Annotated in this window: 29 protein-coding genes and 2 pseudogenes; 4 read left to right on the top strand and 27 right to left on the bottom strand. The window is 39.1% G+C overall.

Features of this window, described 5'->3' with window-relative positions; translation table 11 throughout:
* Positions 1-73: 73 nt before the first annotated feature.
* Complete coding sequence (locus K1I67_RS05670) at positions 74-352, bottom strand: 1,4-dihydroxy-2-naphthoate prenyltransferase (protein WP_223339195.1); 279 nt, start codon at positions 350-352, stop codon at positions 74-76.
* A gap of 124 nt (positions 353-476) precedes the next feature.
* Here K1I67_RS05670 and coaA point away from each other — a divergent pair, with 124 nt between their 5' ends.
* From coaA to K1I67_RS05655, 3 genes are all read left to right on the top strand, one after another.
* Positions 477-1,397, top strand: coding sequence for a type I pantothenate kinase (coaA, locus tag K1I67_RS05665; protein WP_223339194.1), 921 nt, complete (start codon positions 477-479; stop codon positions 1,395-1,397).
* Positions 1,398-1,449: 52 nt separating this feature from the next.
* Positions 1,450-1,698: a 30S ribosomal protein S20 gene (gene rpsT / locus K1I67_RS05660; RefSeq protein ID WP_029689628.1), complete on the top strand. Its 249-nt coding sequence runs from the start codon at positions 1,450-1,452 to the stop codon at positions 1,696-1,698.
* A 64-nt stretch (positions 1,699-1,762) separates the two neighbouring features.
* A complete protein-coding gene (locus tag K1I67_RS05655; RefSeq protein WP_223339193.1) occupies positions 1,763-2,284 on the top strand; it encodes a DNA topology modulation protein in 522 nt (173 codons plus the stop codon).
* Positions 2,285-2,508: 224 nt separating this feature from the next.
* Here K1I67_RS05655 and K1I67_RS05650 read toward each other — a convergent pair whose 3' ends face one another.
* From K1I67_RS05650 to K1I67_RS05600, 11 genes and pseudogenes are all read right to left on the bottom strand, one after another.
* Complete coding sequence (locus K1I67_RS05650) at positions 2,509-3,240, bottom strand: NAD-dependent protein deacylase (RefSeq protein ID WP_223339192.1); 732 nt, start codon at positions 3,238-3,240, stop codon at positions 2,509-2,511.
* Positions 3,241-3,470: 230 nt separating this feature from the next.
* Positions 3,471-4,181 carry a purine-nucleoside phosphorylase gene (deoD, locus tag K1I67_RS05645; protein WP_004253139.1) on the bottom strand — a complete coding sequence of 237 codons (711 nt, stop codon included), beginning with the start codon at positions 4,179-4,181 and terminating at the stop codon, positions 3,471-3,473.
* A 351-nt stretch (positions 4,182-4,532) separates the two neighbouring features.
* Complete coding sequence (locus tag K1I67_RS05640; protein ID WP_223339191.1) at positions 4,533-5,243, bottom strand: type 1 glutamine amidotransferase; 711 nt, start codon at positions 5,241-5,243, stop codon at positions 4,533-4,535.
* Positions 5,240-6,476 (bottom strand): annotated as a pseudogene (locus tag K1I67_RS05635) (chloride channel protein). Before K1I67_RS05635 ends, K1I67_RS05640 begins: the two are co-directional and overlap by 4 nt.
* 4 nt (positions 6,477-6,480) lie before the next feature.
* The gene (locus tag K1I67_RS05630) at positions 6,481-7,290 is read right to left on the bottom strand and encodes a purine-nucleoside phosphorylase (protein WP_223339190.1); all 810 of its coding nucleotides are present in this window, start codon (positions 7,288-7,290) and stop codon (positions 6,481-6,483) included.
* Positions 7,287-7,847 (bottom strand): DUF1697 domain-containing protein, encoded by a 561-nt coding sequence (locus K1I67_RS05625; RefSeq protein ID WP_223339189.1) that lies wholly within the window; start codon positions 7,845-7,847, stop codon positions 7,287-7,289. Before K1I67_RS05625 ends, K1I67_RS05630 begins: the two co-directional genes overlap by 4 nt.
* A 1-nt stretch (position 7,848) precedes the next feature.
* Positions 7,849-9,060: a phosphopentomutase gene (locus K1I67_RS05620; protein WP_223339188.1), complete on the bottom strand. Its 1,212-nt coding sequence runs from the start codon at positions 9,058-9,060 to the stop codon at positions 7,849-7,851.
* A gap of 12 nt (positions 9,061-9,072) precedes the next feature.
* Positions 9,073-9,756 carry a ribose-5-phosphate isomerase RpiA gene (gene rpiA / locus K1I67_RS05615; RefSeq protein ID WP_223339187.1) on the bottom strand — a complete coding sequence of 228 codons (684 nt, stop codon included), beginning with the start codon at positions 9,754-9,756 and terminating at the stop codon, positions 9,073-9,075.
* 105 nt (positions 9,757-9,861) lie between these two features.
* The gene (locus K1I67_RS05610; RefSeq protein WP_000411186.1) at positions 9,862-10,791 is read right to left on the bottom strand and encodes a peptidase U32 family protein; all 930 of its coding nucleotides are present in this window, start codon (positions 10,789-10,791) and stop codon (positions 9,862-9,864) included.
* Positions 10,792-11,028: 237 nt separating this feature from the next.
* Entirely contained in the window at positions 11,029-11,709 is a 681-nt protein-coding gene (locus K1I67_RS05605) for an ABC transporter ATP-binding protein (protein ID WP_223339186.1), read from the bottom strand.
* A 13-nt stretch (positions 11,710-11,722) separates the two neighbouring features.
* Entirely contained in the window at positions 11,723-12,778 is a 1,056-nt protein-coding gene (locus K1I67_RS05600; RefSeq protein WP_223339185.1) for an ABC transporter permease, read from the bottom strand.
* Positions 12,779-13,128: 350 nt separating this feature from the next.
* Between K1I67_RS05600 and K1I67_RS05595 the strand changes: the two genes are divergently transcribed.
* Entirely contained in the window at positions 13,129-13,404 is a 276-nt protein-coding gene (locus K1I67_RS05595; protein WP_001145235.1) for a DUF3270 family protein, read from the top strand.
* Between the two features lie 107 nt (positions 13,405-13,511).
* Here the strand turns inward: K1I67_RS05595 and K1I67_RS05590 are convergent, their stop codons facing one another.
* The 15 genes and pseudogenes from K1I67_RS05590 to K1I67_RS05520 all read right to left on the bottom strand — a co-directional run bounded on the left by K1I67_RS05590 (position 13,512) and on the right by K1I67_RS05520 (position 25,509).
* A complete protein-coding gene (locus K1I67_RS05590; protein ID WP_223339184.1) occupies positions 13,512-14,846 on the bottom strand; it encodes a sensor histidine kinase in 1,335 nt (444 codons plus the stop codon).
* On the bottom strand, positions 14,839-15,510 hold the full coding sequence (locus tag K1I67_RS05585; RefSeq protein ID WP_000590623.1) for a response regulator transcription factor: 672 nt from the start codon (positions 15,508-15,510) through the stop codon (positions 14,839-14,841). Before K1I67_RS05585 ends, K1I67_RS05590 begins: the two co-directional genes overlap by 8 nt.
* Before the next feature lie 115 nt (positions 15,511-15,625).
* Positions 15,626-18,172, bottom strand: coding sequence for a M1 family metallopeptidase (locus K1I67_RS05580; RefSeq protein WP_223339183.1), 2,547 nt, complete (start codon positions 18,170-18,172; stop codon positions 15,626-15,628).
* 122 nt (positions 18,173-18,294) lie between these two features.
* Positions 18,295-18,734: pseudogene (locus tag K1I67_RS05575) on the bottom strand (ASCH domain-containing protein).
* Entirely contained in the window at positions 18,731-19,579 is an 849-nt protein-coding gene (locus tag K1I67_RS05570; RefSeq protein WP_223339182.1) for a putative PEP-binding protein, read from the bottom strand. Before K1I67_RS05570 ends, K1I67_RS05575 begins: the two are co-directional and overlap by 4 nt.
* The gene (locus K1I67_RS05565; RefSeq protein ID WP_223339181.1) at positions 19,557-20,057 is read right to left on the bottom strand and encodes an NUDIX hydrolase; all 501 of its coding nucleotides are present in this window, start codon (positions 20,055-20,057) and stop codon (positions 19,557-19,559) included. The genes K1I67_RS05570 and K1I67_RS05565 overlap by 23 nt, the downstream gene beginning before the upstream one ends.
* Before the next feature lie 40 nt (positions 20,058-20,097).
* Positions 20,098-20,703: a DUF6707 family protein gene (locus tag K1I67_RS05560; protein ID WP_223339180.1), complete on the bottom strand. Its 606-nt coding sequence runs from the start codon at positions 20,701-20,703 to the stop codon at positions 20,098-20,100.
* A gap of 59 nt (positions 20,704-20,762) precedes the next feature.
* Positions 20,763-21,203, bottom strand: coding sequence for a hypothetical protein (locus K1I67_RS05555; protein WP_223339179.1), 441 nt, complete (start codon positions 21,201-21,203; stop codon positions 20,763-20,765).
* A gap of 134 nt (positions 21,204-21,337) precedes the next feature.
* Positions 21,338-21,925, bottom strand: a complete 588-nt coding sequence (locus K1I67_RS05550; RefSeq protein ID WP_223339178.1) for an SMI1/KNR4 family protein — start codon at positions 21,923-21,925, stop codon at positions 21,338-21,340.
* A gap of 64 nt (positions 21,926-21,989) precedes the next feature.
* Positions 21,990-22,349: a hypothetical protein gene (locus tag K1I67_RS05545; protein WP_223339177.1), complete on the bottom strand. Its 360-nt coding sequence runs from the start codon at positions 22,347-22,349 to the stop codon at positions 21,990-21,992.
* A gap of 272 nt (positions 22,350-22,621) precedes the next feature.
* The gene (locus K1I67_RS05540; protein ID WP_223339176.1) at positions 22,622-22,933 is read right to left on the bottom strand and encodes a hypothetical protein; all 312 of its coding nucleotides are present in this window, start codon (positions 22,931-22,933) and stop codon (positions 22,622-22,624) included.
* 182 nt (positions 22,934-23,115) lie between these two features.
* Entirely contained in the window at positions 23,116-23,667 is a 552-nt protein-coding gene (locus tag K1I67_RS05535; protein WP_223339175.1) for a DUF4304 domain-containing protein, read from the bottom strand.
* Positions 23,668-23,717: 50 nt separating this feature from the next.
* Complete coding sequence (locus K1I67_RS05530) at positions 23,718-24,038, bottom strand: hypothetical protein (protein ID WP_223339174.1); 321 nt, start codon at positions 24,036-24,038, stop codon at positions 23,718-23,720.
* Positions 24,039-24,109: 71 nt separating this feature from the next.
* Positions 24,110-24,457, bottom strand: coding sequence for a hypothetical protein (locus K1I67_RS05525; RefSeq protein ID WP_223339173.1), 348 nt, complete (start codon positions 24,455-24,457; stop codon positions 24,110-24,112).
* Positions 24,458-24,579: 122 nt separating this feature from the next.
* The gene (locus K1I67_RS05520; protein WP_223339172.1) at positions 24,580-25,509 is read right to left on the bottom strand and encodes a hypothetical protein; all 930 of its coding nucleotides are present in this window, start codon (positions 25,507-25,509) and stop codon (positions 24,580-24,582) included.
* Position 25,510: the final 1 nt, after the last annotated feature.

Genomic DNA, 25,510 nt, shown 5'->3' with positions numbered 1-25,510 from the left:
AATCGTTTACAAAGGTAGCAAGCCCTTAAATCACATTGTATTTTCTCAAAAATAATATAAATTCGGATTAACATTAGGGACCTAGTAAAAAGCTCCCTAATGCCATGGTAATCGGAAAAGCAAAAATACAAGCAAGACCAAAAAAGAAGAGCCAGCACTTTCTTTTAAAGAAAGCTAGCACAAGGTAGCCAAGACCTATGAGTGGCAATAAGATAAAAAGGACAAAAGTGGTCCAGTTATGGCTCTGAGTTCCTATCGTAAAGGAGAAATTCACCCAGTTTGGTGATAACCATAAAACAACTACAAATAGGCTGAACAAAACCAGCGTCTTTTCTCTTAATCTAGCTTTCATCTTAGCACCTCCTTTTATAGGTTTTCACCCTTATATTTTAACAAAGAAAGCGCTTTTTCTCAATTAGTCAGATGGTTATTCTTTCTAAAATATGGTATACTAAGATATCAAACGAGGATATAGTATGACCAACGAATTTTTACATTTTGAAAAGATAAACCGCGAAACTTGGCAATCCTTGCATCGCAAAACAACCCCTCCCTTGACCGAGGAAGAGTTAGATTCTATTAAGAGTTTCAATGACCAGATTAGCCTTCAAGACGTTACCGATATCTATCTGCCACTGGCACATCTGATTCAGATTTACAAACGTTCCAAAGAAGACCTTGCCTTCTCAAAAGGCATTTTCCTTCAAAGAGAGAGCAAAAAACAGCCCTTTATTATTGGAGTTTCAGGAAGTGTTGCTGTCGGTAAATCAACCACTAGTCGGCTATTGCAAATTTTGCTGTCTCGTATCGTTCCTGAAGCAAGTGTTGAACTAGTTACTACAGATGGTTTTTTATACTCAAATAGTGTCTTAATTGAGCAAGATATCCTTAATCGTAAAGGTTTTCCTGAGAGCTACGATATGGAAGCTTTGCTTAATTTTCTAGACCAACTCAAAAATGGTCAGGATGTTGATATACCTGTTTATTCCCATGAAATCTATGATATCGTCCCAGGTCAAAAACAACGAGTAGAAGCTGCTGATTTTGTCATTGTTGAGGGAATCAATGTTTTCCAAAACCCTCATAATGCCCGTCTCTATATTACTGATTTCTTTGACTTTTCAATCTATGTAGATGCCGCTGTCGAAGACATTGAAAGTTGGTATTTGGATCGATTCTTAAAACTTTTGAGCTTTGCTCAAGATGATCCAGGCAACTATTACTACCGTTTTACTCAACTTCCTCTTAGTGAAGTCAAGGATTTTGCTCACCAAGTTTGGACCAGTATCAACCTCACCAATCTCCAAAATTACATTGAACCGACACGAAATCGAGCCGAGGTCATTCTCCATAAATCTAAAAATCACGAAATTGATGAAATTTACTTAAAAAAATAATTTTCCCTTGTCAAAACGTAAGTTTTCAGATATAATGGTATAGTTAGTAAAAATGGAGGTAAGAACATTGGCAAACATTAAATCAGCTATCAAACGCGCTGAATTGAACGTTAAGCAAAACGAAAAGAACTCAGCTCAAAAATCAGCTATGCGTACTGCTATCAAAGCTTTTGAAGCAAACCCATCTGAAGAACTTTACCGTGCTGCCAGCTCAGCTATCGATAAAGCAGAAACTAAAGGTTTGATCCACAAAAACAAAGCTAGCCGTGATAAAGCACGTCTTGCAGCTAAACTTGGTTAATCTTTAACTGCATACAAAATGAGCTCTTCGGAGCTTTTTTTGTGCACATTTTCTGGAGGTTATTATGAAAATAGCTATCATTGGATATTCTGGATCAGGCAAATCTACTCTTGCAGAAAAACTGGCCAAGCACTACTCTATTCCAAAACTTCATATGGATACTCTCCAATTTCAACCTGGTTGGCAGGACAGTGACCGTGACTGGATGCTTAAGGAAATGAAGGACTTTTTATCCAAAAACAAAAATTGGGTCATTGATGGCAACTACTCTTGGTGTTGCTATGAGGAAAGAATGGAGCAAGCTGACCAGATTATCTTTTTAAATTTCTCGGCTTGGACTTGTTTACTAAGAGCCTTTAAGCGCTATTTAAAATATAGAGGCAAAGTTAGAGAAAGTATGGCTGCGGGATGTCCCGAGCAATTCAACTGGGAATTTATCCGTTGGATTCTCTGGGATGGAAGAACAAATAATGCTAAGGAAAGATACCAAAAATTAAGTGATACCTACCCTGAAAAGATGCATATTCTCCATTCTCAAGCAGAGATTGATTATTTTTTACAAGCTCTAAAAAAGTCTACGATATAGTAGAATTTCATTAAGATCAGATCGAACTGAATGACCAAAAAAAGGAAGATTTTCATCCAGAAAATCTTCCTTTTGTGTTCCCTTTTATTCAGCAATTAAAAATAACTCAAGCAATTTATAAATTAACAATAAATTCCCCTGGAAATAAAGAGAATCGCGTTCATAGTTTCTGAGTTCATGATACAAGAAACTGAAGGAAGTATAGTCCTACTTCTTTCAGTTTTTTATTGTCTCAATTTAGAAAAAACTTCTCCAATCTTACCTTCGATAACTAAATCAGCTTTGCTATCTTGAGGAGTGCTGGACTTGTTGATAACAACAAGATTTGACCCTGAAAAATAATTGATTAGGCTAGCTGCAGGATAAACGACTAAGGAAGTTCCACCAATGATCAATAAATCTGCTTGCTGAATGACTTGGGCTGCTCGACTAAATACGTCCATATCTAGCGATTCCTCATAAAGAGTTACGTCAGGTTTAACCACATTGCCACAATCTAAGCAGTGAGGAACTGGACCTTCAAGTGCCAAAAATGCATTCAAATCATAAAATCGATGACAGCCCAAACAGTAATTACGATCTGCACTACCGTGCAGTTTCAAAACTTTCTGAGACCCCGCCATTTCATGCAAGCTATCAATATTTTGCGTCACAATCGCCTTTAATTTACCTGTTTTTTCTAACGACGCTAGATAATCATGTGCTAAATTTGGCTTGGCATCTGGATAGACGAGATACTTTTTGTAGAAATCAAAAAAATCCTCTGGATAGCGTTCAAACATGGTGCGTGAAACCAATTGCTCGGCAGTAAAATGGCGCCCCAACTTAAGACTATAAACACCATCAGAACTTCGAAAATCAGGAATATTAGACTCTGTAGAAACCCCTGCACCACCGAAAAAGACAATTCTCTGACTTTGGTCTATCAGTTCCTGTAATTGTTCAATCTTATCCATTTTACCCCTCCTTTAGTTTTTGTTCTAAAAAAGTTGAAAACCTTTAGCTTCTGTCAACCAGGCTTTCAACTTTATTTGATTATGATTTAGATATTAAACTGACTAGTCTCGGTTCTTTGACACAATTTGACGTTCTTCAAAGTCCTTATTCTCATCTATTTATAGGATTGAAGCAATGAACATGCTTATCATTTTGAGAACAAGAGTAATCTCATAAATGGAATCTGACTTTAGTCTGCAATCAAGGTCTCTAGACCAACCTTCATCATATCTGTGAAAGTATTTTGACGTTCTTCAGCTGTAGTGTCTTCTTCTGGGTTAACCAAACTATCTGAAATAGTCATGATAGCAAGGGCATCAACATGGTGTTGGGCAGCAAGATAGTAAAGGGCTGCTGCTTCCATCTCCACCGCTTTTACTCCCCACTTACCAAGCTCAATGTTCTTTTCAAAGTAGTTTGAGTAAAAGACATCTGATGACAAAACATTTCCTACGTGAGTAGTCATGCCGAGGTCTTTGGCAATATGGTAGGCTTTATCTAGCAAATCAAAGCTAGCAATTTGAGGAAAATCGTATTGAGGCCAGTCGTTACGGATGATGTTTGAGTTGGTAGCAGCTGCTTGCGCCAAGACCAATTCACGGACATGAACATCCTCATTCAAAGAACCAGCAGTTCCGACACGGATCAATTTCTTCACACCGTAATCGACAATCAATTCACGCGCATAGATGGAGATTGATGGCATTCCCATCCCTGTTCCCATGACAGATACACGATGGCCCTTGTAAGTTCCAGTGTAACCAAACATGTTACGGACTTCATTGAAGCATACAGCGTCTTCAAGAAAATTCTCAGCGATAAACTTCGCACGAAGAGGATCCCCAGGAAGAAGAATTTTATCAGCAATTTCACCCTGCTTAGCAGCAATATGGATAGACATAGTTTATGATACAAAGAGCGACCAGAAAGCGATTGAAAATTAGGAATCTGACGAGAAATCCTGATTTCTCAGTCAGATTATCTATTTTCCGAGCTTTCCGCTCGTGTTCAAATCTGAACACATGCTCTACCTTTCTTTTTGATATACAAGACAGGCGACAGAGAACAAAGTAAAAATAGGAAACTGGCGACGCATTGTAAATGCTAGACAGTTTATCTTTTTTACACAGTTCTCCGTCCGTATTCAGTTCAGCTAATACGGTTAACCCATCCTTTCTTTTTTAATTGAGTAATTAGAAAAGCTTTCCGCTCGTGTTCAAATTAGAACACACGCTCTACCTTTCTATTATTTTTAATTTGTTAATGAATCCAAAAATGCATAGAGTTTTGCATTCATTTCTTGATAATCATATGCACGAATAGCTTCAGGCTTTTGAACATAAGTCAAATTCTTGCTTTGTTCTTCCAAAACTTCTTCACCATCCGCAGCAATTAAGAGCTCTACTGCTTCTGGATCAAATTCCAAATGAGCTTGGAAGGCATAGTGTTTAGGACTAAAGCGAATAATCTGACGTGGACAACCTTGACTGGTCGCAAGGACGACAGCATTCTTTGTCAAACCTGGCATATCTCCATGCCAGTGGCCGGTATTTAAAGTTTGTCCAAAAACTTTGACATGATCGTCTTTTAATCCAGCTTCAGTTAGCATTATTGGAAAAACACCAATCTCACGCTCTGGACTATGTTCATACTCTGCGCCATAAGCAACAGACAAGAGTTGAGCACCAAGACAGACACCAACAATATAGATATCTGCTGTAATCGCTTCTTTTATAAAAGCAAGCTCAGCCTTAGGATCGTAGTATGGAAAAGCTTCTCGATCTTCATCTGGCGATTGAGGTCCCCCCATCACAATTAAGAAGTCGATTTCATCCACTGTCTCTGGTAAGACTTCATTCTCATAGACTTTGGTCGTGGTCACTTGATGGCCACGCTCCTGCGCCCATTTTAGATAAGCGCCCGGCACTTCAAAGGTTTCATGCAGTACAAAATGTACCTTCATCGTTTCTTCTCCCATCTCTTTCGAATCACGTAAGACAGACCAGCCGCAAGTACAAGCGGAATTGTCAAACTCCAAGTTTGGCCTGTAAATCCAAGGCTCAGGGCAATAGCTGTCAGAGGAGCTTTTAAGGTCGTCCCTAAAAAGACGGTCGCTCCTAGTAACATCCCTAGAGCAGGATCCATATGAATCCCAACTACAGTCAAAAGCAAGGTCACTAGATAGCCAGATCCAATCCCTAAGGCAAATGATGGTGTCAAAGTTCCCCCATAAGCACCATTGCGCAAGAGGAGATAAACCAGAATCCCCTTCACTGCAAGAGCCAGTGGAAGATAAGGAATCGACTGGCTAGACAAGAGGGCTTGCGCTAGTATCTGACCATTTCCCATAAAGATAGGGAAAAAGATTGCTAGGCCCCCCAGCACTAGAAAGGCTAGCGGAAGAGCCCAAAGAATCGTCCCATCCTTCCGCCGTTTGTGACTAGCCCGCTTGGCGAGGAATGCAAAGACCAGAGCCAAGGGAGTGACCAAGAAAGCAATCACAATAGCCTGTAAGAAACTGCTAGCCGACCATGAGACTGCGAACAGGTGATAAATAGCCTCCTGACCAACGATGGACTGAGCGACCCAGGTGGCCAGATAAGTGCTGGTCAAAACCAGTAGAAGGTTCTGCCAACTGTAGGCGAGTCCTAAGGTCTCAAAGACGAACAAACTACTGGCAAAGGGAACTTGATAGACCGCAGCTAAACCAGCTCCAGCACCACAGGCAAATCAAGACTTTTCGCTCTTTGAGGGCTAGAGAAAAACCTTTCGCCAAGCGACCGGCTAGAAGAGCCCCGACCTCACGTGGTGCTCCTTCTTTTCCGACCGAAGCGCCAGCTCCGACAATCGCAACCTGCATAGTCGCATGAAGGAGATGGGCTAGGGGCGCTGGATCTCTATCTCCAACCAGGTCAATTTGCTTTCGAATGGAAAGGATTTTATAACGCCCTTGTAGGATATACCAGAAGCCTGCTGCCAAAATCCCTGTCACAGATAAGACAAGAAATCTACGAAGGCCTCCAGCTTCTTGAAATTGCTGGAGCAGATCAGATCGTTCTTGGCCGAAAGCCAACCTTTGTACGCCATCTAGTAGAAAATGACAGGCGATTCCGACCAGACCCGTTCCTATTCCTAATGCAACAGTCGCTAAAAGCAGACGCCACCCGTAGGGCAGACATTGGAGTCGTGCTTTCATAGTCTTACAATTCAGCAAGAATCGCTTTAAGCAAGCCTTTGAAGTCTCCTTTAACGCGCTCAGTGACTTCTACCACTTCTTCATGGTTGAGCTCTTCTTGGAAACCAGCAGCAAAGTTAGTAATACATGAAATTCCCAGAACTTTCAAGCCAGAGTGAGCCGCAATGATAACTTCAGGAACCGTAGACATACCAACTGCATCTGCTCCCAGTGTCTTATAGGCACGAATTTCTGCTGGTGTTTCATAAGTTGGACCAGTAACACCGATATAAACACCTTCATCAAGCTTGATACCAAGTTTGTCAGCTACTTTGTGGGCGATTTCGCGGTAGGCTGGAGTATAAGCTTTAGACATATCAGGGAAGCGAGGACCAAACTCATCCAAATTTTCACCAATCAATGGGTTTTGACCAGTCATGTTGATGTGGTCACTGATAGCCATCAAGGTACCAGGTCCATAGCCGATACCACCAGCAGCGTTAGTTACAAGAACACCTTCACAGCCCAAGACTTTCATAACACGAACTGGGAAAGTAACAACTTCCAGCGGATTTCCTTCATAGAAATGGAAACGTCCTTGAAGGGCTAAAACTTTACGTCCTGCAAGCTCACCGTAAACCAATTTTCCAGCGTGTCCAACAACAGTAGAACGTCCCCAGTTTGGAATCTCAGCATAGTCTACCACAACTGGATTTTCGATTTCTTCAGCAAGTTCGCCAAGTCCTGATCCAAGAATCAAGCCGAACTCTGGTGCTTCTACTCCCTTTTCTTTTAAGAAAGCAGCTGTTTCATTGATTTTTGCTAATAATGTCATTGTCTGTCTCCTTCATAATCTTTTAAAAATTGACCGATTTTGTCAAAGGTTTTTGCATTTCGAATAGTAATATTACAATAGAAAGGCATCTTAAGTAGGTACTTGTGATAGGCTGTTTTGCTATAGGTTGCTTCTGAGAATTTGCCCCAGAATATTCCCAGTTTCCCGAAATGAAGCACTTCATCTACCAGTTCCATACTTTCGACTTTCTCAATGACTTGCTTGATATCCAGTCCCTCAGTATAAAAGAGAACATCCTTTCGAGCCATTTCTTGGAACCACCATTCCGGAAGAGTTCTAAGCTCCTCTTCGTAGTCTTCCTGACTTAACAAGGAAAAATGTTGGATAAATGGATAATGCTTGTCAAAGAAAGCCTGTAAGATCTCCACTAGTTGAGTCTTCGAGATACTTGTATCAAAGAAAATATTGCCACTATTGATGTAGGTTTCAACAGTTTCTAATCCCAACTCTGTCAATTCTTGACGAAGCTGGGCCATAACCACCTTATGTTTTCCACCGACATTGATCCCTCTAACCAGTAATGCAAAGCGAGTCATCTTAAACCAATTTATCTAAGAAGCTTTCACCAATCATAGCCTTATCAACGCCAAAGTTATCAGCGATTGTCGCAGAAATATCAGCAAAATGACCGATTGGTAGGTGTCCATTTCCTTTTAGTGATGGGCTGTAGGCCAAAAGTGGAATGTATTCACGAGTATGATCTGTACCAGCATAAGTAGGGTCATTACCATGGTCTGCAGTAATCATGAGTAAATCATCTTCTCTCATAGCAGCGATAAGCTCTGGCAAACGTTCATCAAACTCATGCAAACAATCGCGGTAACCATGTGGATCACGGCGGTGACCGTAAAGGGCATCAAAGTCGACCAAGTTAGTGAATGAGAATCCTTTTTCAAACTCAGTAAGGCCCATTGTTGTCAAAAGTGTATCAATTCCGTGGCTATTTGACTTATTGTGGCCCATATCGTGGTTAATACCAGCACCGTTGAAGATATCGTTGATCTTACCAACCGCATAGGTATCAATACCAGATTCGTTCAACTTGTCCAAAACAGTCGGCGCAAATGGTGATACAGCCAAATCACGACGATTTGCAGTACGTGTGAAGTTTCCAGGCTCGCCAACATAAGGACGTGCAATGATACGACCTAGAAGAGCTGGACGTTCCAATGTAATCGAACGAGCGTATTCACAGATACGATAAAGTTCATCTAAAGGAATGATGTCTTCGTGGGCCGCAATTTGAAGAACTGGGTCAGCAGATGTGTAGATAATCAACTCGCCTGTTTCCATTTGGCGTGGTCCAAAATCATCGATAACAGCAGTTCCTGAGTATGGTTTATTTGCTTCACGGATTACTTTACGACCTGAGAATTCTTCAATCTTTGTAAGGATTTCTTCTGGGAATCCGTTCCAGAAAGTATCGAAAGGCTCCGTAATGTTGAGTCCCATGATTTCCCAGTGACCGGTCATAGTGTCTTTACCTAATGACACTTCCTCAAGTTTAGTGTAGTAACCGCTAGGATTTTCCTCTACTGGAACCGTTTTTAGTGCTGTTTCACGTTCAATATTCCCAAGACCAATTTTAGCCATGTTAGGAACATTCAAACCAACTGATTTTGAAATATGGCCTAGTGTATCAGATGCTCCATCTGGAACCCCTGCATTGACGAAGTTATTAGCATCTGGTGCTGCACCGATTCCTACAGAATCGAGCACTACCAAATGAATACGTTTAAATTTTGACATCGTTTGTCTCCTTTATTTTCCTTTTGTTGAAGTTAAAACCTGAACGCCAGCTTGCCCTGCTACAATCACTTTATCAACCATTTGATTAAATAAACCGTGCTCAACAATACCGACCTGAAGATCCAGTTGATGACCAAAAGCAATCGGATCTTCAATAACACCTAAATCAAGATCAATGATGAAATTTTTCATATCCGTCACAAAACGTTGGCCATCTTTTTCACGAAAACTTGGCTTATAACCAGCTTTTTCAAAACGACGGAAAACCTGTTCTGCTCCGTATTGGACAACTTCGACAGGTAGATTGAAAGCGCCGAGTTTCTCAACCATTTTGCTCTCATCTACCACCCAGATATACTGTTTGGTTGGTGTCGCAACTACTTTTTCCATTAGAAGCGCACCACCGCCTCCTTTGATACCATTAAACTGGCGATCTACCTCATCAGCTCCATCAACAGTCACATCAACCTCATCCACCTCGTCAATCGACTTAAGTGGGATATTCAATCCTTGTGCCTGTTTTGTCGTTACACTCGAGGTCGTTACGGCTGTAATTTGAAGTCCTTCTTCTTTAATTCTACGTCCGATCTCCTCTACGAAATAATAGGCAGTCGAGCCTGTTCCAAGTCCTACAACCATTCCGTCGGTTACGAACTCAGCAGCCTTGATGCCTGCTATTTTTTTCAGATTTTCCACTTAAACACCTCCAAACAAAAAGCTACTTTTATTATAACATGAATACGCTTTAAATTCATCCTTGCACTAGAAAAACCCGAACATTTTATTTCGGGTTTTTGATTCTTACTTAACCATGTCAGGATCGTAATCATAAAATCCTGTGTCAAGGAAACGATTTTTTGGATGGAGTTTACGGACTTGCTCATCCAACAAGAAGGCTTGGTCATGCGTAAAGCTTCCCTCTTGAATCAAGCTACGGGCTTGGATGAAGAGTTTTGCAATCTCAACAAAATCTTGCCCTGGAGTATAAAGTCCCTCTAGTTTCCAATGAGTGAAACCATGCTCTACCAACTCTGGCAATTTGGTCATCAAATCGAGGTCGTTATTGGCAAAAATGTGAGTTCCATGATTGTCTTCAAAAATTGAGTAATGGCTATCTGGATCACTAGGCTCTGCTAAGAAGAGGTCGCGTTGACGTGTTTTTTCATCATCAATCTGAGTAAAATTATAGTAATTCTGCAAGAGTGGACGCTTAGAGTGGTGGATAACACTTGCTCCATAGACCAAAATTTCAGCAGGAATTTCCAAAATTTCAGGCATTTTAAAGAGTTCAGCTGATGGAATTTCACGAGCCAATACTGCCTCTGAAGCGCCAGCCTTTTGTCCCCAGAAATTGATCTGACGGCTGCTAGTTACCATGGTTGAGGCATCATAGATGGTTTTAAAAGAATAACCATCGCGATTGACAACATAAAAAACACCCGCATCCCCAACAGTAATGTAGTCTGTTTTAATTTCTTCCAAGAAATCAAGAAAGGGTTTGATACGATCCATCATATCCTGATGCATAAGAGCATTGACCGCTACGATCAATTCCTTACCTGCATCATGAACCAGACCAGCGATGGTTCTCAGTTCATCATAAGAAAAAGTCTTTGGTAGGCGAAGTCCAAAATCTTTCTCACCAACATAGATGCGGTCAACTCCCGCCTCTAGTAATTCTTTTACTTGTTCAATGCTTTCAGCAGTTGCTGTAATAATAATCTTTTCCATAAGAAAAATTATACCATATTTCTGAAAAATCAGCTATGGGCAATCTATTTTTTAAGAAAAGTTAGTTTTTCCCCCTCACTTTTATACTCAATGAAAATCAAAGAGCAAACTAGGAAGCTAGCCGCAGGCTGTACTTGAGTACGACAAGGTGAAGCTGACGTGGTTTGAATTTGATTTTCGAAGAGTATTAGAAAAAGAAAAGTGAACCACCTTTACTACAGTTCACTTTATATTCTTTTATGCTTGTATTTCTTCAACAAGGTGACCATCATTCATGATAAAGACACGATCGACCTTATCGAGAAGTCTGGTGTCATGAGTAATCATTACCACTCCTCTTCCCTGCTCATGGGCAATTGAAGCCAGCATATCCGTCACTTGGTAGGCTCTTTGGGTATCAAGACTAGCCGTTGGTTCGTCAGCAAGTACGATGCTGGGATTGTTATAGAGTGCTCTGGCAATTGCTGCTCGTTGACGTTCTCCCCCAGATAAGGCCTTTGGATAATGATTTTGAACTTTGTTCAGGTCCAACAAATCAAATAACTCTTGACGGTCACTTTTCGAAGATTTGTCTTTATCTAGTCGATCAATTAGGTCTAATTGTTCCTTAACGGTTAAAAAAGGAATCAAATTTGAAGCCTGTAAAATAAAACCAAATTCCTTAAATCGAAGATCTGTTTTCTCTTTTTCAGTCAAATTACCCGTTTCTGTTCCCTTTACTAAAATCTTCCCACCTGAAGGCTCCTGCAACTGCCCTAAGGTGGTCAAAAAGGTTGTTTTACCAGATCCAGAAGGACCAACTATGGCAACAAATTCACCAGCATTTAGTTGAAAGTTCGTCTCGTGTAGTGCAACGACTTTCATCTTTCCTTCTCCGTAACTTTTCGTCACTTGCTTCATTTCTATCAATGGTGTCATATAAGTCTCCTTATCATTCTGCAATAGCCGTTATTGGATCAACTTTGAGCAAACGAGGGAGAGAAATTACTCCTCCAAGTAATGCCATCAAGCAAATTCCCAAACTCAATCCTAAATATGCTAACCAACTTGGATAAAAAACGAAGGTTGCAGGTAAAACAAGGATGACAGCTACAATTGCCAATAATGCTAGACCGATCCCAAAACCTGCCAGCAATATAATTTGACAAAAAAGCGACCAAACAATAGTTTTAACCTGAATTCCTTGGGCTCTCATAATTCCATAGAGGCCTAGTTTTTGAATGGTAATAATATAAATAAAAATACCAATAATAAGACCTGATATGATAATCATCGCTAAAATCATGCCTGAAAATACGTTTACTTGAGGTGTGTAGCCCGGAATATGGGCAATCATGTTTTGAATGGTTAATTGACTTAAACCATCAGCAGATAGCTGAACATCATTTTTTAAGACCAAAGCAGAAATCGAGCGACCTGCATTCAGACTACCTTGCAAAGTCCAATAGTTAGTCAAATTTGTAAATACTACAGGTTCTGTAAAAAATTTATTCCCTTTCGTAAGTCCAACGATTGTATAAGAATTTTCACTTCCATTCAGTTGAATGGCATCACCAAGTTTTATTCCATAGTTTTCTAAAGACTGATCCACGACAACTTCATTGTCACTTTCTGGATAATGTCCCTCAATCAAGGAAGGAGAGATAAAACTGTCCCAATCTTGTGCAAAAATAGAGATGTTTACCTTCCCACTATCATTGACGAGATTGGTCACCGCAAACATATACCCCAAAGGTGCTGCATCTTCGGAAATCTGATCCTTATAATTCTTTTCTGGAATAAAGGATGCTGTCAGATTATCATTTGCATAATCTGATAAAACAATTCCTGTCGCTTGCCAATTATCCACGGCTGCTCTATTATTTCTAACAAGCCCCAGAGCTAAACTTGTCATAAAAAAGACCATAAACGCTATAAGAAAGATCGTCGTTAAAATCAAACTATAACGAAGTTTATTTTTTAAAATTTCCTTGATTGCAAGATACACTGCAAATCTCCTTTTACTTTTCTAAGAGTGGAAAAAGCTCACTCAGCATCAAAAATAAAAGACAGAAAAATCTGTCTTTCATGCAAATCTTTTCATTCATCCTACAAAGTGGTTCTAAATTTACGGAAACAACCAGCAATTGCTACTTATATTTATTTCGCTTCCTCATTACAAAAACTTGAACAGGCAAGATGTTTTGAGTTGTTCACCCATCCTATCACCTTTGGGTAAGAGTGTCAAGAAATTTGTTTCATCATTTGAAAACAGACTTTATTCTTTTTGTAACCTTACTGTAATAATTTTTTTCTTGAAAAATGGTAAAATGAAAGAGTACTGTTAAGGAGAGAATCATGCCCGTAAGAAAATATCAATCGTATGAGTTTGAAGAAGAGGAAACTCAAACAACGCTATACCAAGACTATGTTCCAGAAACCACTTCCGTTGCTAGTTTGAAGGAAGTTCTTTTCTTTGTAAACATTGCTTGTTTTTGCGTCTTTTTAGCCTTGTTTAGCTTTATCTTTTTAGCCCTCAAGTTTAATACAGTCTTAGCTTTTAGCCTAGCAATTGCCTTGAGTTTAGCGGCATCAAACTTTCAACGTTCAATGATTAAGAAGAAATTATACTAGATTCAAAAGGTCGGGATTTTGTCCCGACCTATTTTTTATAGGATAGCTAAAAGGCTGCGACTAGAAAAGCGATACTTGGTCTACCGCTTTCTAAGTCACAGCTTTTGTTATTTATTTTTACGCTTGGATGGTGTTTGGATGGCGATTTTTACTTCAAAAATCGTACCATGAGGTTTGTTATCCTTAACACTAATGGTTCCTTTTAAGGCATCGACAATCTGTTTAGCTAAGGACAAACCTAACCCAAAGCCACCTTTTTGGCGAGTACGAGCTTTGTCAACCCGATAAAAGCGATCAAAAATTTTCTTTTTATCTGCTGCAGAAATACCAATTCCATCATCAGCTACTGACAAATAGAGATTACGCTCCGTCGTAGCAATGACAAAATGAATATCTCCTTCTTCTTCTGTGTACTTGACAGCATTGTCAAACAAGATAGTCATCAGCTGCTTAAGAAGCAGCTTATCTGTTATGATGGTCCGATGGATGCGATTTTCAAAATGAAAAACACGGTTATTTTCAGACGCAATCATTTCATAGTTGGTAAAGGTTGTGTTAAAGAAATTCGGCTCTACCTCTCCTAACTCCGGTTTAATGCCGTCATCACGACGAGCTAAATTAAGTAGATTAGTCGTTAAAAAGCGCATGTTCCGAACTTCTTCTAGACTGGAGGCAATACTCTCACTTGACTCCATAATGGTTGCCTCAGGTTTTCTGAAAAGAGTTTCTAGACGATTTTGAAGAACAGCCAGTGGAGTTCGTAACTCATGACTGGCATTTTCCACAAAGCTCTGTTGCTTTTGCATGCTCTCAAGTAAAGGTTTAACACTGACACGCGCAAGATAAAGGCTGGCAAGTATGGATAAAATCCAGAAGCTGGCCATGACTACCACGATTAATTGCTCATGGTTTTGACTGATTTGCTCTATCTGACTGGTATTTATCAAAACTGCTGCATACTTAATATTGGTCGAGACAGAATCGATATTTATTTCAGATAAAATCACTCGGTAAATCTCATCCTGACCGTAACTATTCTGAACATGAAGCTGTCGAATGTGATTCAAATCCTTTTTATTAAATGTAACCCTATCAAGACCTAAAAAGCGATTTCCAGCTACTAGTTGATTTAAATTAGAGTCCAATAAAATCACTTCTGTATTGGAACTGACCGTTGGTTTTTTATCCGTTGATGGAGTCACGGATTGACTATTGAAATCTTTGACTTCATCTGTTGCTCGATTAACAGCCAACTGGATGACATCTTGAGGATTGCCACTGAGAGACAGAAGCTTCTCATCAACCGATGTGTAGAGACTGGAGTGCATAACCTGCAAGATAATCAAGGTCATAGCAGAGAAAATCAGAGTAAATACTCCAAAGTTACGGATAAAATAACTGAAATCCTCCGCATACCAATTCTTTTTGAATTTATTAAACATGTTTTAAAATATACCCAACACTACGCAAGGTTTGGAGGTTTTCAGCAAAGACTGATCCCTTTAATTTCTTACGAACTTTTGATACGTAAACCTCTACGACAGAGATAGTCGTATCACTGTCGAATCCCCACAAACGGTCAAAGATCTGGGTTTTGGGTAAGATTACATTTTGATTTTGGAGGAAATAAACCAAGAGATCAAATTCTTTACCCAATAATTCAACAGCAGTCTCATTGACTTTAACCTCATTAGTAGAGAGATTGACAGTCAAATCACCATAGGAAAGGGTATTTTCATTGAATTTGCCAGAACGTTTGAGCAGGGCCTGGATACGCATCTTGAGTTCTTCTAGATAAAATGGTTTTGTTAGATAATCATCTGCCCCAAGCTCAAATCCGTGTCCCTTATCATCGAGACTTTCCTTGGCTGTCATGATCAGAACAGGAGTCGAAATACCTTTTTCGCGCAATTCTTTTAAAACTTGGAACCCATTTTTTTCAGGCAACATCAAGTCCAATAGAATCAAATCATAAACACCACTTTCAGCCTCATAAAGACCTTCTTCACCATCAAAAACCTGCATGACATCTGCAAAATCATCCAAAAAATCAAAAACTGAATTTGACAGGCCTAGGTCATCTTCCACTAATAGAATTTTGATCATCAAAAATTCCTCCTTATTAAGCTTATTATAACAAAAATATCTTAAAAAAAACTCAACTTTCCTTGTTTTTCTAGGAAAAAGTTGAGTTTTTATCATCTATTTAGACTTGAATGTGTTAAGCCTTGCTATATTGTGCAACTGCTGCTTCAACGGCTGGTTTTTCACGCTTAATCAATTCGACGCGAGCTGCGATATCCTTGATACCCATACGGATATTACGGCTAAGGGCAAGGTCAGAAAGTTGTGGTTCATAGAATGTCTTGTATTCTGTCAAGCGTTGCTCTGTTTTAAAGATGTGTGATGGGAAGATGACAAAACTGTCAAAACTCATATCACCACCAAGAGCTGCCTTAATCCAATCCCAGTTTTCACGTGCCCACACCCATACAGTTTCTTGAGTTGCTTGGTGTCCTAAGAATTGGAGATACCATGCTGAAAGATCCTGTGGTTTCACGACAAATTTGTCCTTCCAAGTTGCAAGCAGTGTTTGGATGTTCTCTGCATCTGTTGCATAAGCAAGGGCTGCTGCCAATTGGCGTTTAAAGGCGGCATCTGTCGCATGAGTATAAAGATCGAGATAAGTTGCGACCAATTCCTTAGTCTCATGGTGTTTCATTTCATTGATGAGAACTTGTGAACGAATAGCTGCTGGAAGTCCTGAAAGATTATCCTTGTGAGCTGCGAAAATTTGGCTAGCAACTTGACTGGCTTCTTCGTCATTTGAACGAATCATCATAGAAATTGTCAATTGACGAACCAATTCATCCTCATCAGATTCACCCTCTTTAGCTTCAAAACCAAGTCGTTCATAGTTGTAACGAGCCAGTTTAGCAATAAGGGCTTTAAAGGCTTTTTCTGCCTCTGTTCCTTCATCAATGAAGCGTTCAAGAGCTGTAATAACTTGAGAAACGGCAGCAACAACTAGGTAAGATTCTTCTTGTGCCAATTGATCCACTACTGGAAGTAAGTCTGCGTATGAAATGTGCCCAGCTTCAGCTAGCAAACGACGTTCTTGAACGATTTGAAGTTTACTTGTGTTATCAAGTTCTACTAACTCAGAAAGAACAGCATCCAGCAAGTCGCCTTGATAGTCCGTAATGTAATGTGCTGTATTTTCTGTGTTAAGACGAAGGGCTCCTTTGTTTTCAGCAAGAAGAGCTGCATAACCTGGAATTTCGATGCTTTCAGTTTCGAGTGTATCTGGTAATCCTTTCCAGTTGCTGTTAAGTGGCACTACCCAAAGACGGTTCTTGTCTTCATGTTCACCGATAAAGAATTGTTTTTGTGAAATCTTCAAAACATCATTTTCAACTGTAGCAGTAAGAACTGGATAACCAGGCTGCTCCAACCAAGAATCCATGAAGGCTGCTACATCACGACCAGATGCTTGTCCAAGTGCATTCCAAAGATCACGACCAATGGTATTTCCGTATTGGTGTTTTTCAAAGTAAGCATGCAAACCTTTAGCAAAATCAGCATCTCCTAACCAACGGCGAAGCATGTGCATGAGACGGCTTCCTTTGGCATAAACGATAGCACCATCGAAGAGCGTATTAATTTCATCTGGGTGGCTAACTTCAACGTGGACAGATTGAACGCCATCTGTCGCATCACGTTTAAGAGCGGCTGGCACTCCACTTGTTTGGAAGTCTTCAAAGATATTCCAACTTGGCTCGATGGCATCCACACAGACGTATTCCATCATATTCGCGAAACTTTCATTGAGCCAGAGGTCATCCCACCACTTCATAGTCACAAGGTTACCAAACCATTGGTGAGCAAGCTCATGGGCAATAACGAGGGCTACTTGTTGACGGCTGGCAAAGGTAGAGTTTTCGTCCACAACCAAGTAAACTTCACGATAAGTTACAAGACCCCAGTTTTCCATAGCACCTGCTGAGAAGTCAGGAAGGGCGATGTGAAGAGATTGAGGAATTGGGTACTTGACTCCGTAGTAATCTTCGTAAAACTCGATTGAACGAACAGCGATATCCAGTGAGAAATCAAGGTTTGAAAGTGGATGCGCCTTAGTTGAGTATACACCTACCAAAGTACCATTTTTTGTCTTAGCAGTTACCCCTTGCAAATCACCAGCAACGAAAGCTAGCAAGTAAGAAGACATACGTGGAGTTGTCTCAAACTTCCAGATACCAGTTTCCTTGCGGTTTTCAACGTCAATCTCTGGCATGTTAGACAAGGCAAGTTCGCCTTCTGCTTGGTCAAATCGAAGAGCTAGATCAAAGGTTGCTTTAGCTTCTGGTTCGTCCACACATGGGAAGGCTTCACGAGCAAAGTGACTTTCAAACTGAGTTGACAAAACTTCCTTCTTAACACCATCAACTGTATAGTATGATGGGTAGATTCCTGTCATGTTGTCTGTGATTTTACCTGAAAAAGTAATAACCAATTCGACTTGACCTGCTTGCTCAAGTTCGATATGAAGAGCTTCGTTTTCGTTATCAACTGTAAATGGACAAGCTTGACCTGCTACTTCAACAGAAGCAATTTCTAGGTCTTTTTGGTGAAGGGAAATACGGTCACTTTTAGCTTGACCAGTAATAGTTACTTTTCCTGAAAAAGTCTTGGTCTCACGACTCAAGTCTAAAAATAAATCATAATGTTCAGGAACAAATTGTTTAATATAATGTTCAACTGCTTGCATCATTTTCTCCTATTCTATATTTCTGAGCAAATGCTCTAGTTCAAACATACCTATTTTATCATATTTTAAGTCAGAAAAAAGCTTTGGACGGTGATTTCCAAAACTTTCTTCCTTCTAGTAGTCTACAGAGGGTAGACCTTGCGAAATTCTTCCAAAACAACCTTGCTTTCAGGTGTAAAAGTCAAACCTGCTTCTCCTAACCAGTCTTTGAAAAAATCTTCATGAACTTGACGCCAGTAGGCTAAAGATTTGTCTCCCTCACCTTCCTTGTAGGCATGGTCGGCTGAAACCTGATGGAAAGGCTGAACGGAAACCTTTGTAATTTCGACGATGCAAACAGCTTGATCCTTACTGTCTAAAATAACATCAAAAGTTCCTTCTTGTGGAAGGGGTTCGTCCTCTACTGCATAGAGGTCGTAGGCTGAGGCTGTTGCCGTTTTTTCGCCTTTAAAGACCAGATCCGCTAAAAGGTCTGGATCCACTCCAAAGGTCCAGGCGTCTATCTCATCTCCGATAGAGGGTTGATTTGCTTGTAGGCATTCCACATTTCTTGAGGTGTCATAGGTTGCTCCTTTGTATTTTTTTACTTTCTTCTTTTACATGTTTGAGATGGTCTGGATGGTCAATTTTTAAATCAAAAATCTCTGGAATAGAACTGTAGTGGATCATGCATTTGATATCCATCTGATTCATTCTTTGCATGAAAGAAGTATTCAGATATCCTGCCACGGCGAAATCTATCTTTTTCGTCCTTGCTTTATCCTGCATCTGTCTCAGCATTTCTAACATAATGGGACTTTCCATATCATGCCATTGACTGTTCCTCACAGTCGCAAAAACAAAAGAAGTCAAATCATTCATTCCCACTACAATCTTTGAAATACCAGTTTCCAGTATCCTGTCCAAGTCAAAATAAGCTGATGGTAATTCAATCATTGTTCCAACTTTTCCAGTAAAACCATGCTGGCGCAATACTCTAATAGCTTGTTTTAATTGGTCGGCATCATTGACAAAAGGAAAAATAACAGACAAATTGGGATTAGTTTGATAAACTTCTGTAACAACATTTGCTTCTGCATGAAATTCATCCAAACACGCCAGCAAACGCCTAGTTCCTCTATATCCAAATAAGGGATGGCGTTCATCAAAATACTCTTTAGTCCCGTCTAGACTATTTGCTTCTGCATTTGTTAACTCTGAAAAGCGATACCAGACTTCTTCATCTGGGTACAAATGGCAAATAGTGTCTAGATAATCTTTTACAAATTGCTGACAACTTTTTAGCAGTATATTTTGACTGATCTCCCTCACCAAATATTCGCCACGAATCATACCAACATGATGAAATAGTTGTGGGTAAATCTTTTCAACAATTCTTTCGCCACTAAGAGCTAGTTGATTTTGCATGTTTTACCTTCCAATTATTATAGCTTGTCATGTCCAATTCTGGAAATCCTCGTAACTCTGCCTTCACCTTCAATACTAAGGGGGAGGCATTTTCTTGGGTAATCTGCTCAAGAGGAAGCCAAATTGCCTTTGCTGAATCATTGCTTCCATCAAGAACCTCCTGAGAAAGGGATTGTTGAGTGCCTTCGAAATCGAGTACGATATCATAAAAGGCCATGATATGGTGAACTGCAAAGTCTTGCCCCTCTTCTTGAACCATTACATCATAAATCCTAGGATTTGAATAACTGCTAAGAGAATACCCTGTCTCTTCCAGAACTTCTCTCTTGAGGGTTTCTGTCAACCCCTCCCCTACTTCCTGGCTACCACCTGGTAGGTCAAAACGATGCTGATAGGGGCCTCTTGTTTTTTCAATGCAAAGCAGTTTCCCATTTTCAAAGCAAATGCCATAGACACCAAAGTGTTTTTTGATTTCCATTTTCTACTCTTTTCTAAAAGTCCAAGATCAATAACTTTCCTTATCCCTTAAAAGGAAAGAGGCTATAGATTTCATGCTCCTTGATATACTTCTTCAGTATCTCCATATTTTCTTCGATTTTTGTCTGAATATCTGTCTCTTCAAACGTTGACTCAGCAATAAAGAGGTGAATCTTCAATAGATCTGTCAAGTATAGCAAACGGCGTTCCATTTCCGATTCAGTACTTGAGGCTTGCTCGATTTTTGCAAGCTTTTGCTCCAAGCTATCACCATTCAAAAATCTCTGATGAACTATCCTTCTAATTTTTTGAGTGGATTCCTCCCCTTGTTCTAACGGAGACAAAAGGAGCTTTTTATAGACGAGTACCTGATTTTCTTTTTCTCTTTCCAGATAGGCTAATAAAACCAGAGAGCCATCAACAAAGGTCCAAGTGTTATAATTCCCTTCAAATGGAATCTGTATAATCCTATCTAATAATTCCTTAGCCATTTCCTCTTGACCATCCAGATAAAGTAAATAGGCCAGATGATTCAGTGATTCGAGATAGCTAGCTTGGGTCTTCTTATTCTTTTTAGGGATCCGGTTTAAATACGGTACTAACTCGACATCATTTTCAACCTCTTCGATTAGTTCTTTCACATTCATTTCTTTTCTCCTATCCAATTCACTTTTTGTTACTGAGAAATGCTTTTCTCAGGTCAATCTTACCGAAGTAGATATTCTTTCGCTATCGCTTGGACGTCTGGGGAAAGGTAGCGCTCTATCAAGTCACCTGTCCCTACAATATATTCCTCCAGAGGGACATCTTCTCTTTGTTTCCAAAAATTTGAAAAAGCGAAATAGAACTCCAAAAACTCCGTCAAACTTGCGCTGAGTTTATAGAAGTTAGGATCTCCTGGACTGCCCGCGTAAACAGGAGAACTTTCATCTTTAATATCACAGAAAAGAATATCATCTGTATCTGTAGTAGCGAATATCTGGTATTGCCCTTCACTAAACTGAAGAATATCTTGTAAGGCCCAACATTCGACTGTCCTTGCAGGAGAATCTAATGCCAACAAAATGATATTAAAAGTTTGATTAGCAAAAAATAAATCCTCATTGAACACTATATGTTGATAATAATCAAGTAATTCTCCTGTCAAATCTGAGGACTAGATACTTAATTTTTCGTTTGAAAAACTCACTGGTTGGGGAATAAACGTTGTTTCCTCATAGAGTCTAATGATCTTTTTTAATACAGTCACTACTGCCATTTTTCTCTCCTTGGTCATTCCTCTTACGTCTCCTTTAAGAATTCAAGCCATATCTTCAGATCTGGATTTATGTCATGCGCTATCTCAGCATGCTTCCTATAATCCATATCCAAGTAGCCTTGTTCATTCCGGAAAATAATGCCTTGTTCATAACAGTTTTTAAGAGCTGTGAGCATAGATTCTAATGACCGGTATTCGACCTGGGCCTCTTCTTCAAATACATAAAAACCAAGGATTTGCCCCTGACCTTCTGAAGCTAGGTTCATGGCATAAAAATCTCCACCTCCGCTGGCAAAAATTGGGAACCAAGATTGATTCCAAGTAGAAGTCTCCCTCAACTCCTGATAGGTCTGGATACTTTCTTCCAAAGACATCAAATAGAAACCAGGAAAAAACGCCAGCTCACCGAGTGTGATTCCCTCACTATCTTTTGATCCGTTTCTCCAAGTATAAAGAGCACGCAAGTCCTGAGTTGGCTGCAATGGGATTTTCTCAAACAATTCTTGAATCTGTTGAGAAGATATTCCCGGATTTAGATGGTCTACACAAGGATGATCTAGCTGTTGGAGACTTTTTTCAATCTCATTTAATAATTGGGTGATCGTTTCCATTTGTTCTCCTTGCCTTGTAAATCATTAAAGACGAGTTTCTTCGTCCCTAGAAAAGAGCTTGCGATTATTCAATCACATCCTCTTTATTGTACTCTATCATGCATTTGACTGCATATTCTACCCATTCCCAAAAATCATTAAACTCTTTTCGTTGCTCCCAGCCTTCTGCAGCAAAATCATGAATGAGTTGGACCTTATTGCCCTTTCCTATTTCAAAACAAGCTGTATCATCACAATCTCCTCTTTTAGCAAATGGAACCAACTTTCTGCTTGGGTACCTTTCCTGCAATCCCTCATACAAAGACAGGGCCCATTCTGAATCCAACAGATACCAAATATCAAAATCAACTAAATTAAGTTCGATCAATTTTTTAAACGATTCAGGATACTGAAATATCCTTTCGTCCAGTAAATAGTTTTTCATTTCTTATTTCCTTTTAGAAGCATTTTCTTCTGATCTATTTAGATTTATAATCACATTACAAAGACAAGTTTAACCATTTAGAATCATCAAACCATTCTTTCTTGTCTATCCGCTATTCTGCGTAAGTACTATTCCCAGGTGAGGATTATAAACCTTAAATAGATCATCCTCACTCAGTAAGTCTTGGGTTTAGGCTGTCAACTACTCTTAAAATACGCGACCTCGAAGTCCTTAAATTTCAATATTCTTCAAATTCAAAGGAAAATAGATGACTAGTCTGAGATGGACAAATAAGAGACTAATATATCCTTAACCAATTCTAGAAAGGCAACTTTATTTCTTGGCTCTTTTGAAGCAAAACCAAATTCATATTCAAAGAAATACTCAACTACTTTATCTCCAGCCTGTAATACATCCTCAATGACCTTTAGCACTTGGTGTTGTTTTTCTTCTTCTAAACTCAAGAAATACTCTTTCACAAATGCATCAAATACTGTAACGACATCTTCTTCTTTGCTCATATCCAAAGGATACAGTAACTCAGCCTCTTTACTGGTTACAACATTACTTTCTATGGACATCATTAGATTCCACAATACTAAATATTGTCTATGAAAACTGTCTCCGCTTTTCAACTTTTCCCCCAATTTTTACGACATATCCTTTATGGAACAGATTTAGACTAACATTCTTGGCTATAACCTACTCTATTAAGAAATCCTAATCTTTGCATCCATCTCTATCTATATTTACTACAAGTTATAGTTTAAACTTCTCCCAAACGAATATAGGTTTTAAAGAAGTTTTTGGGTACAGAGGCAATCTTAGGTGTAATGGATAAGCCATAGTTTGCAAAATCTAAAGCTAGCTTCTTAGAATCGATTGAATCATAATACTCAACATACAATCTGCATAAGTTCACTTTGGTGATAGAGAATTGTTTTAACAACCAATCCTTCTCCAGATCCTTCTCAAGATCCTTCTCGGGATCTATGCTCGAAAATACGGTAGGATAGGATGAATACTGAGCAGTGAAATCGATGGCCTCTTGGACAGCCTTTTCCAATTCAGCTTGATCCATGCCATTGCTATGATCGATAGAACCTAATCGAGTTCTTAAGGCACAATCCACTTCTTCTAACAGTCCCGAGTCCAGAAAGAGGGGATGAAGGCCAACATTCACGAAATAGGCAGTCCCATCTGATTTTCGTTGAAAATAGATCACCGTGTAAAAATCATGATTGATTTTATAATAGTTATGGGTTCGCTTTAGTCGCGAAAAGCCATTTTTTACGAAGAGTTCTTTGGCCTCTTTCATTTCATTACCTGCTCTTTCATAGGATGTTAAGAGTTGTTCGTTACAGTTTACTAGGAATCTAAATGGATATAGGTTATCCCTACAACTTTTCCATTCTCAATATTGTATTGTTTCACTGTATCAATGTAGCCAATCAATCCTTGAGAACTAATCTCTTCTAGCGTTGCTGGCACTATTTGACCCTTTAATTTAAAATCCCGAGCCTTATCTATCTCCCCCACATCTTCAATAGACGTCCAAAAGAGCATATATTCATCGCAATAAAAATAGATCTGATCATCACAAAACTCCGGTATTTTACAGAACTCAGCTCCATCACTTTGCCTTTCCAAGGCTTCACTATCTCGATAAACAAAGTAGGTCTTTTTCATCTTCATTCTCCTTTGATATTAATGGGGGGATTATGCGCAATTCGTTAAACTAACTGATTTGCATTTCTAATCTAACAAAATGCTCTATCAGCGTCTCCATAGTCAATGATAGTCATCTCTTCAAGTGAAATCTTCATTCCTCTTCCATGCTCTACTTCAGCGTCCACTCTAAATAATAAGCCAAAAATAAAATCGGATGATGTCTGTTCGGGGAGCAGATAGATCGCCATTAACTGCCCCATCATGGATAGTTCCGAAAAGATTCGTTTTTCAGCTAACTCATGCCAATAAGCAGATGACCCAAGCATATGAACGATTTTTTCTTTGTAGTCATTAGCCATTATTTCATCTGCTAAAGCAAGCTCATCCGATAGAACCAGACGAATAGAATCTTCTTGCTCTGATATAAAAACGTTCATTTAAAGACCATCATCAAATTTTATAGATTCTAGATTCACGTGTTTTCCCCTCTTTTCAGTCTTTTCCTTACAATGACAATCGATTCCACGGGATGTTGACAATTCCCTTCTATCCTACACAACTAGTCTAAAATTGTTTTTAGAATCATCTTGTTTTGCTCAGAAATCTGAAAGTCATCCATGAAATAGGGTAGGAAGTCATTAATCAATAGATGGTCAATACCATCTATTGGCAATCCTCTTTTCTGGCGTTCTTTTAATAAAACTAATATTTCAATTGGAAAATATTTCCAAAGCAAGGTATTGAATTCTACTAAATGGCTATCTTGAGTATTCTCTAAATGATAATCACACATGGATAAAATTGTTTCTCTAAAAACATCAATATCCCCTGAAAAAATAGTTTCAATCACCCGTTTATAGGTGTCATTTACATTATAATAAGGATTCAAGTCCAATGGTTTATATTTAGCATCACAAGTATCTTCCAGTAGTTTAGCAAGTCGTTTACCCTTACCATTTCCATAAAGAAAAACGACTAAAGGCAATAAACTACTAGACGAAAGGAAAATACATTTTTCCCCTTTCTTAACTTGAACTTCTTTAAAATAAACTAATTTATCAATTAAAAGCTCTACATATGTATGATCTAAATAAGCTAAGGCAAATAATATATTCAAACAAATATCTGTATCAAAGTTTGAGCCGCCTTCAGCTAAATATTTAGCTGAAGCTATATCTGCCATTACCGAGCAAAAACAGCCATTTAGCAGAGATTGATAGGTTTCTGATGTCTTGTTTTTAATAAACTTAGAAACCAAAGTATATGGTTTAATAGCTTGAATCATTTTCACGTATTGATAAGAGTACGTTCTTAGTTTTCCATTTACTTCACTACTAAGTACAAGGCTTTTTTTACCAGCTTTTAATGCTTCTAAAATTGCTTCTGTGGTAGAAAGCTGTTCTTTTTCAAGAGCAAAATCTCTCTCCATGAGTACTTGATTTCTGCTGGTTGCTAATTTCCTTTTTTGATTTGAAAGTATTTTGTTCATA

This window comes from Streptococcus infantis, assembly GCF_019929575.1.
Lineage (GTDB): Bacteria > Bacillota > Bacilli > Lactobacillales > Streptococcaceae > Streptococcus > Streptococcus infantis_L.
Note: the sequence above shows the minus strand (reverse complement) of the source record. Positions and strands in the feature narration are given on the sequence as shown.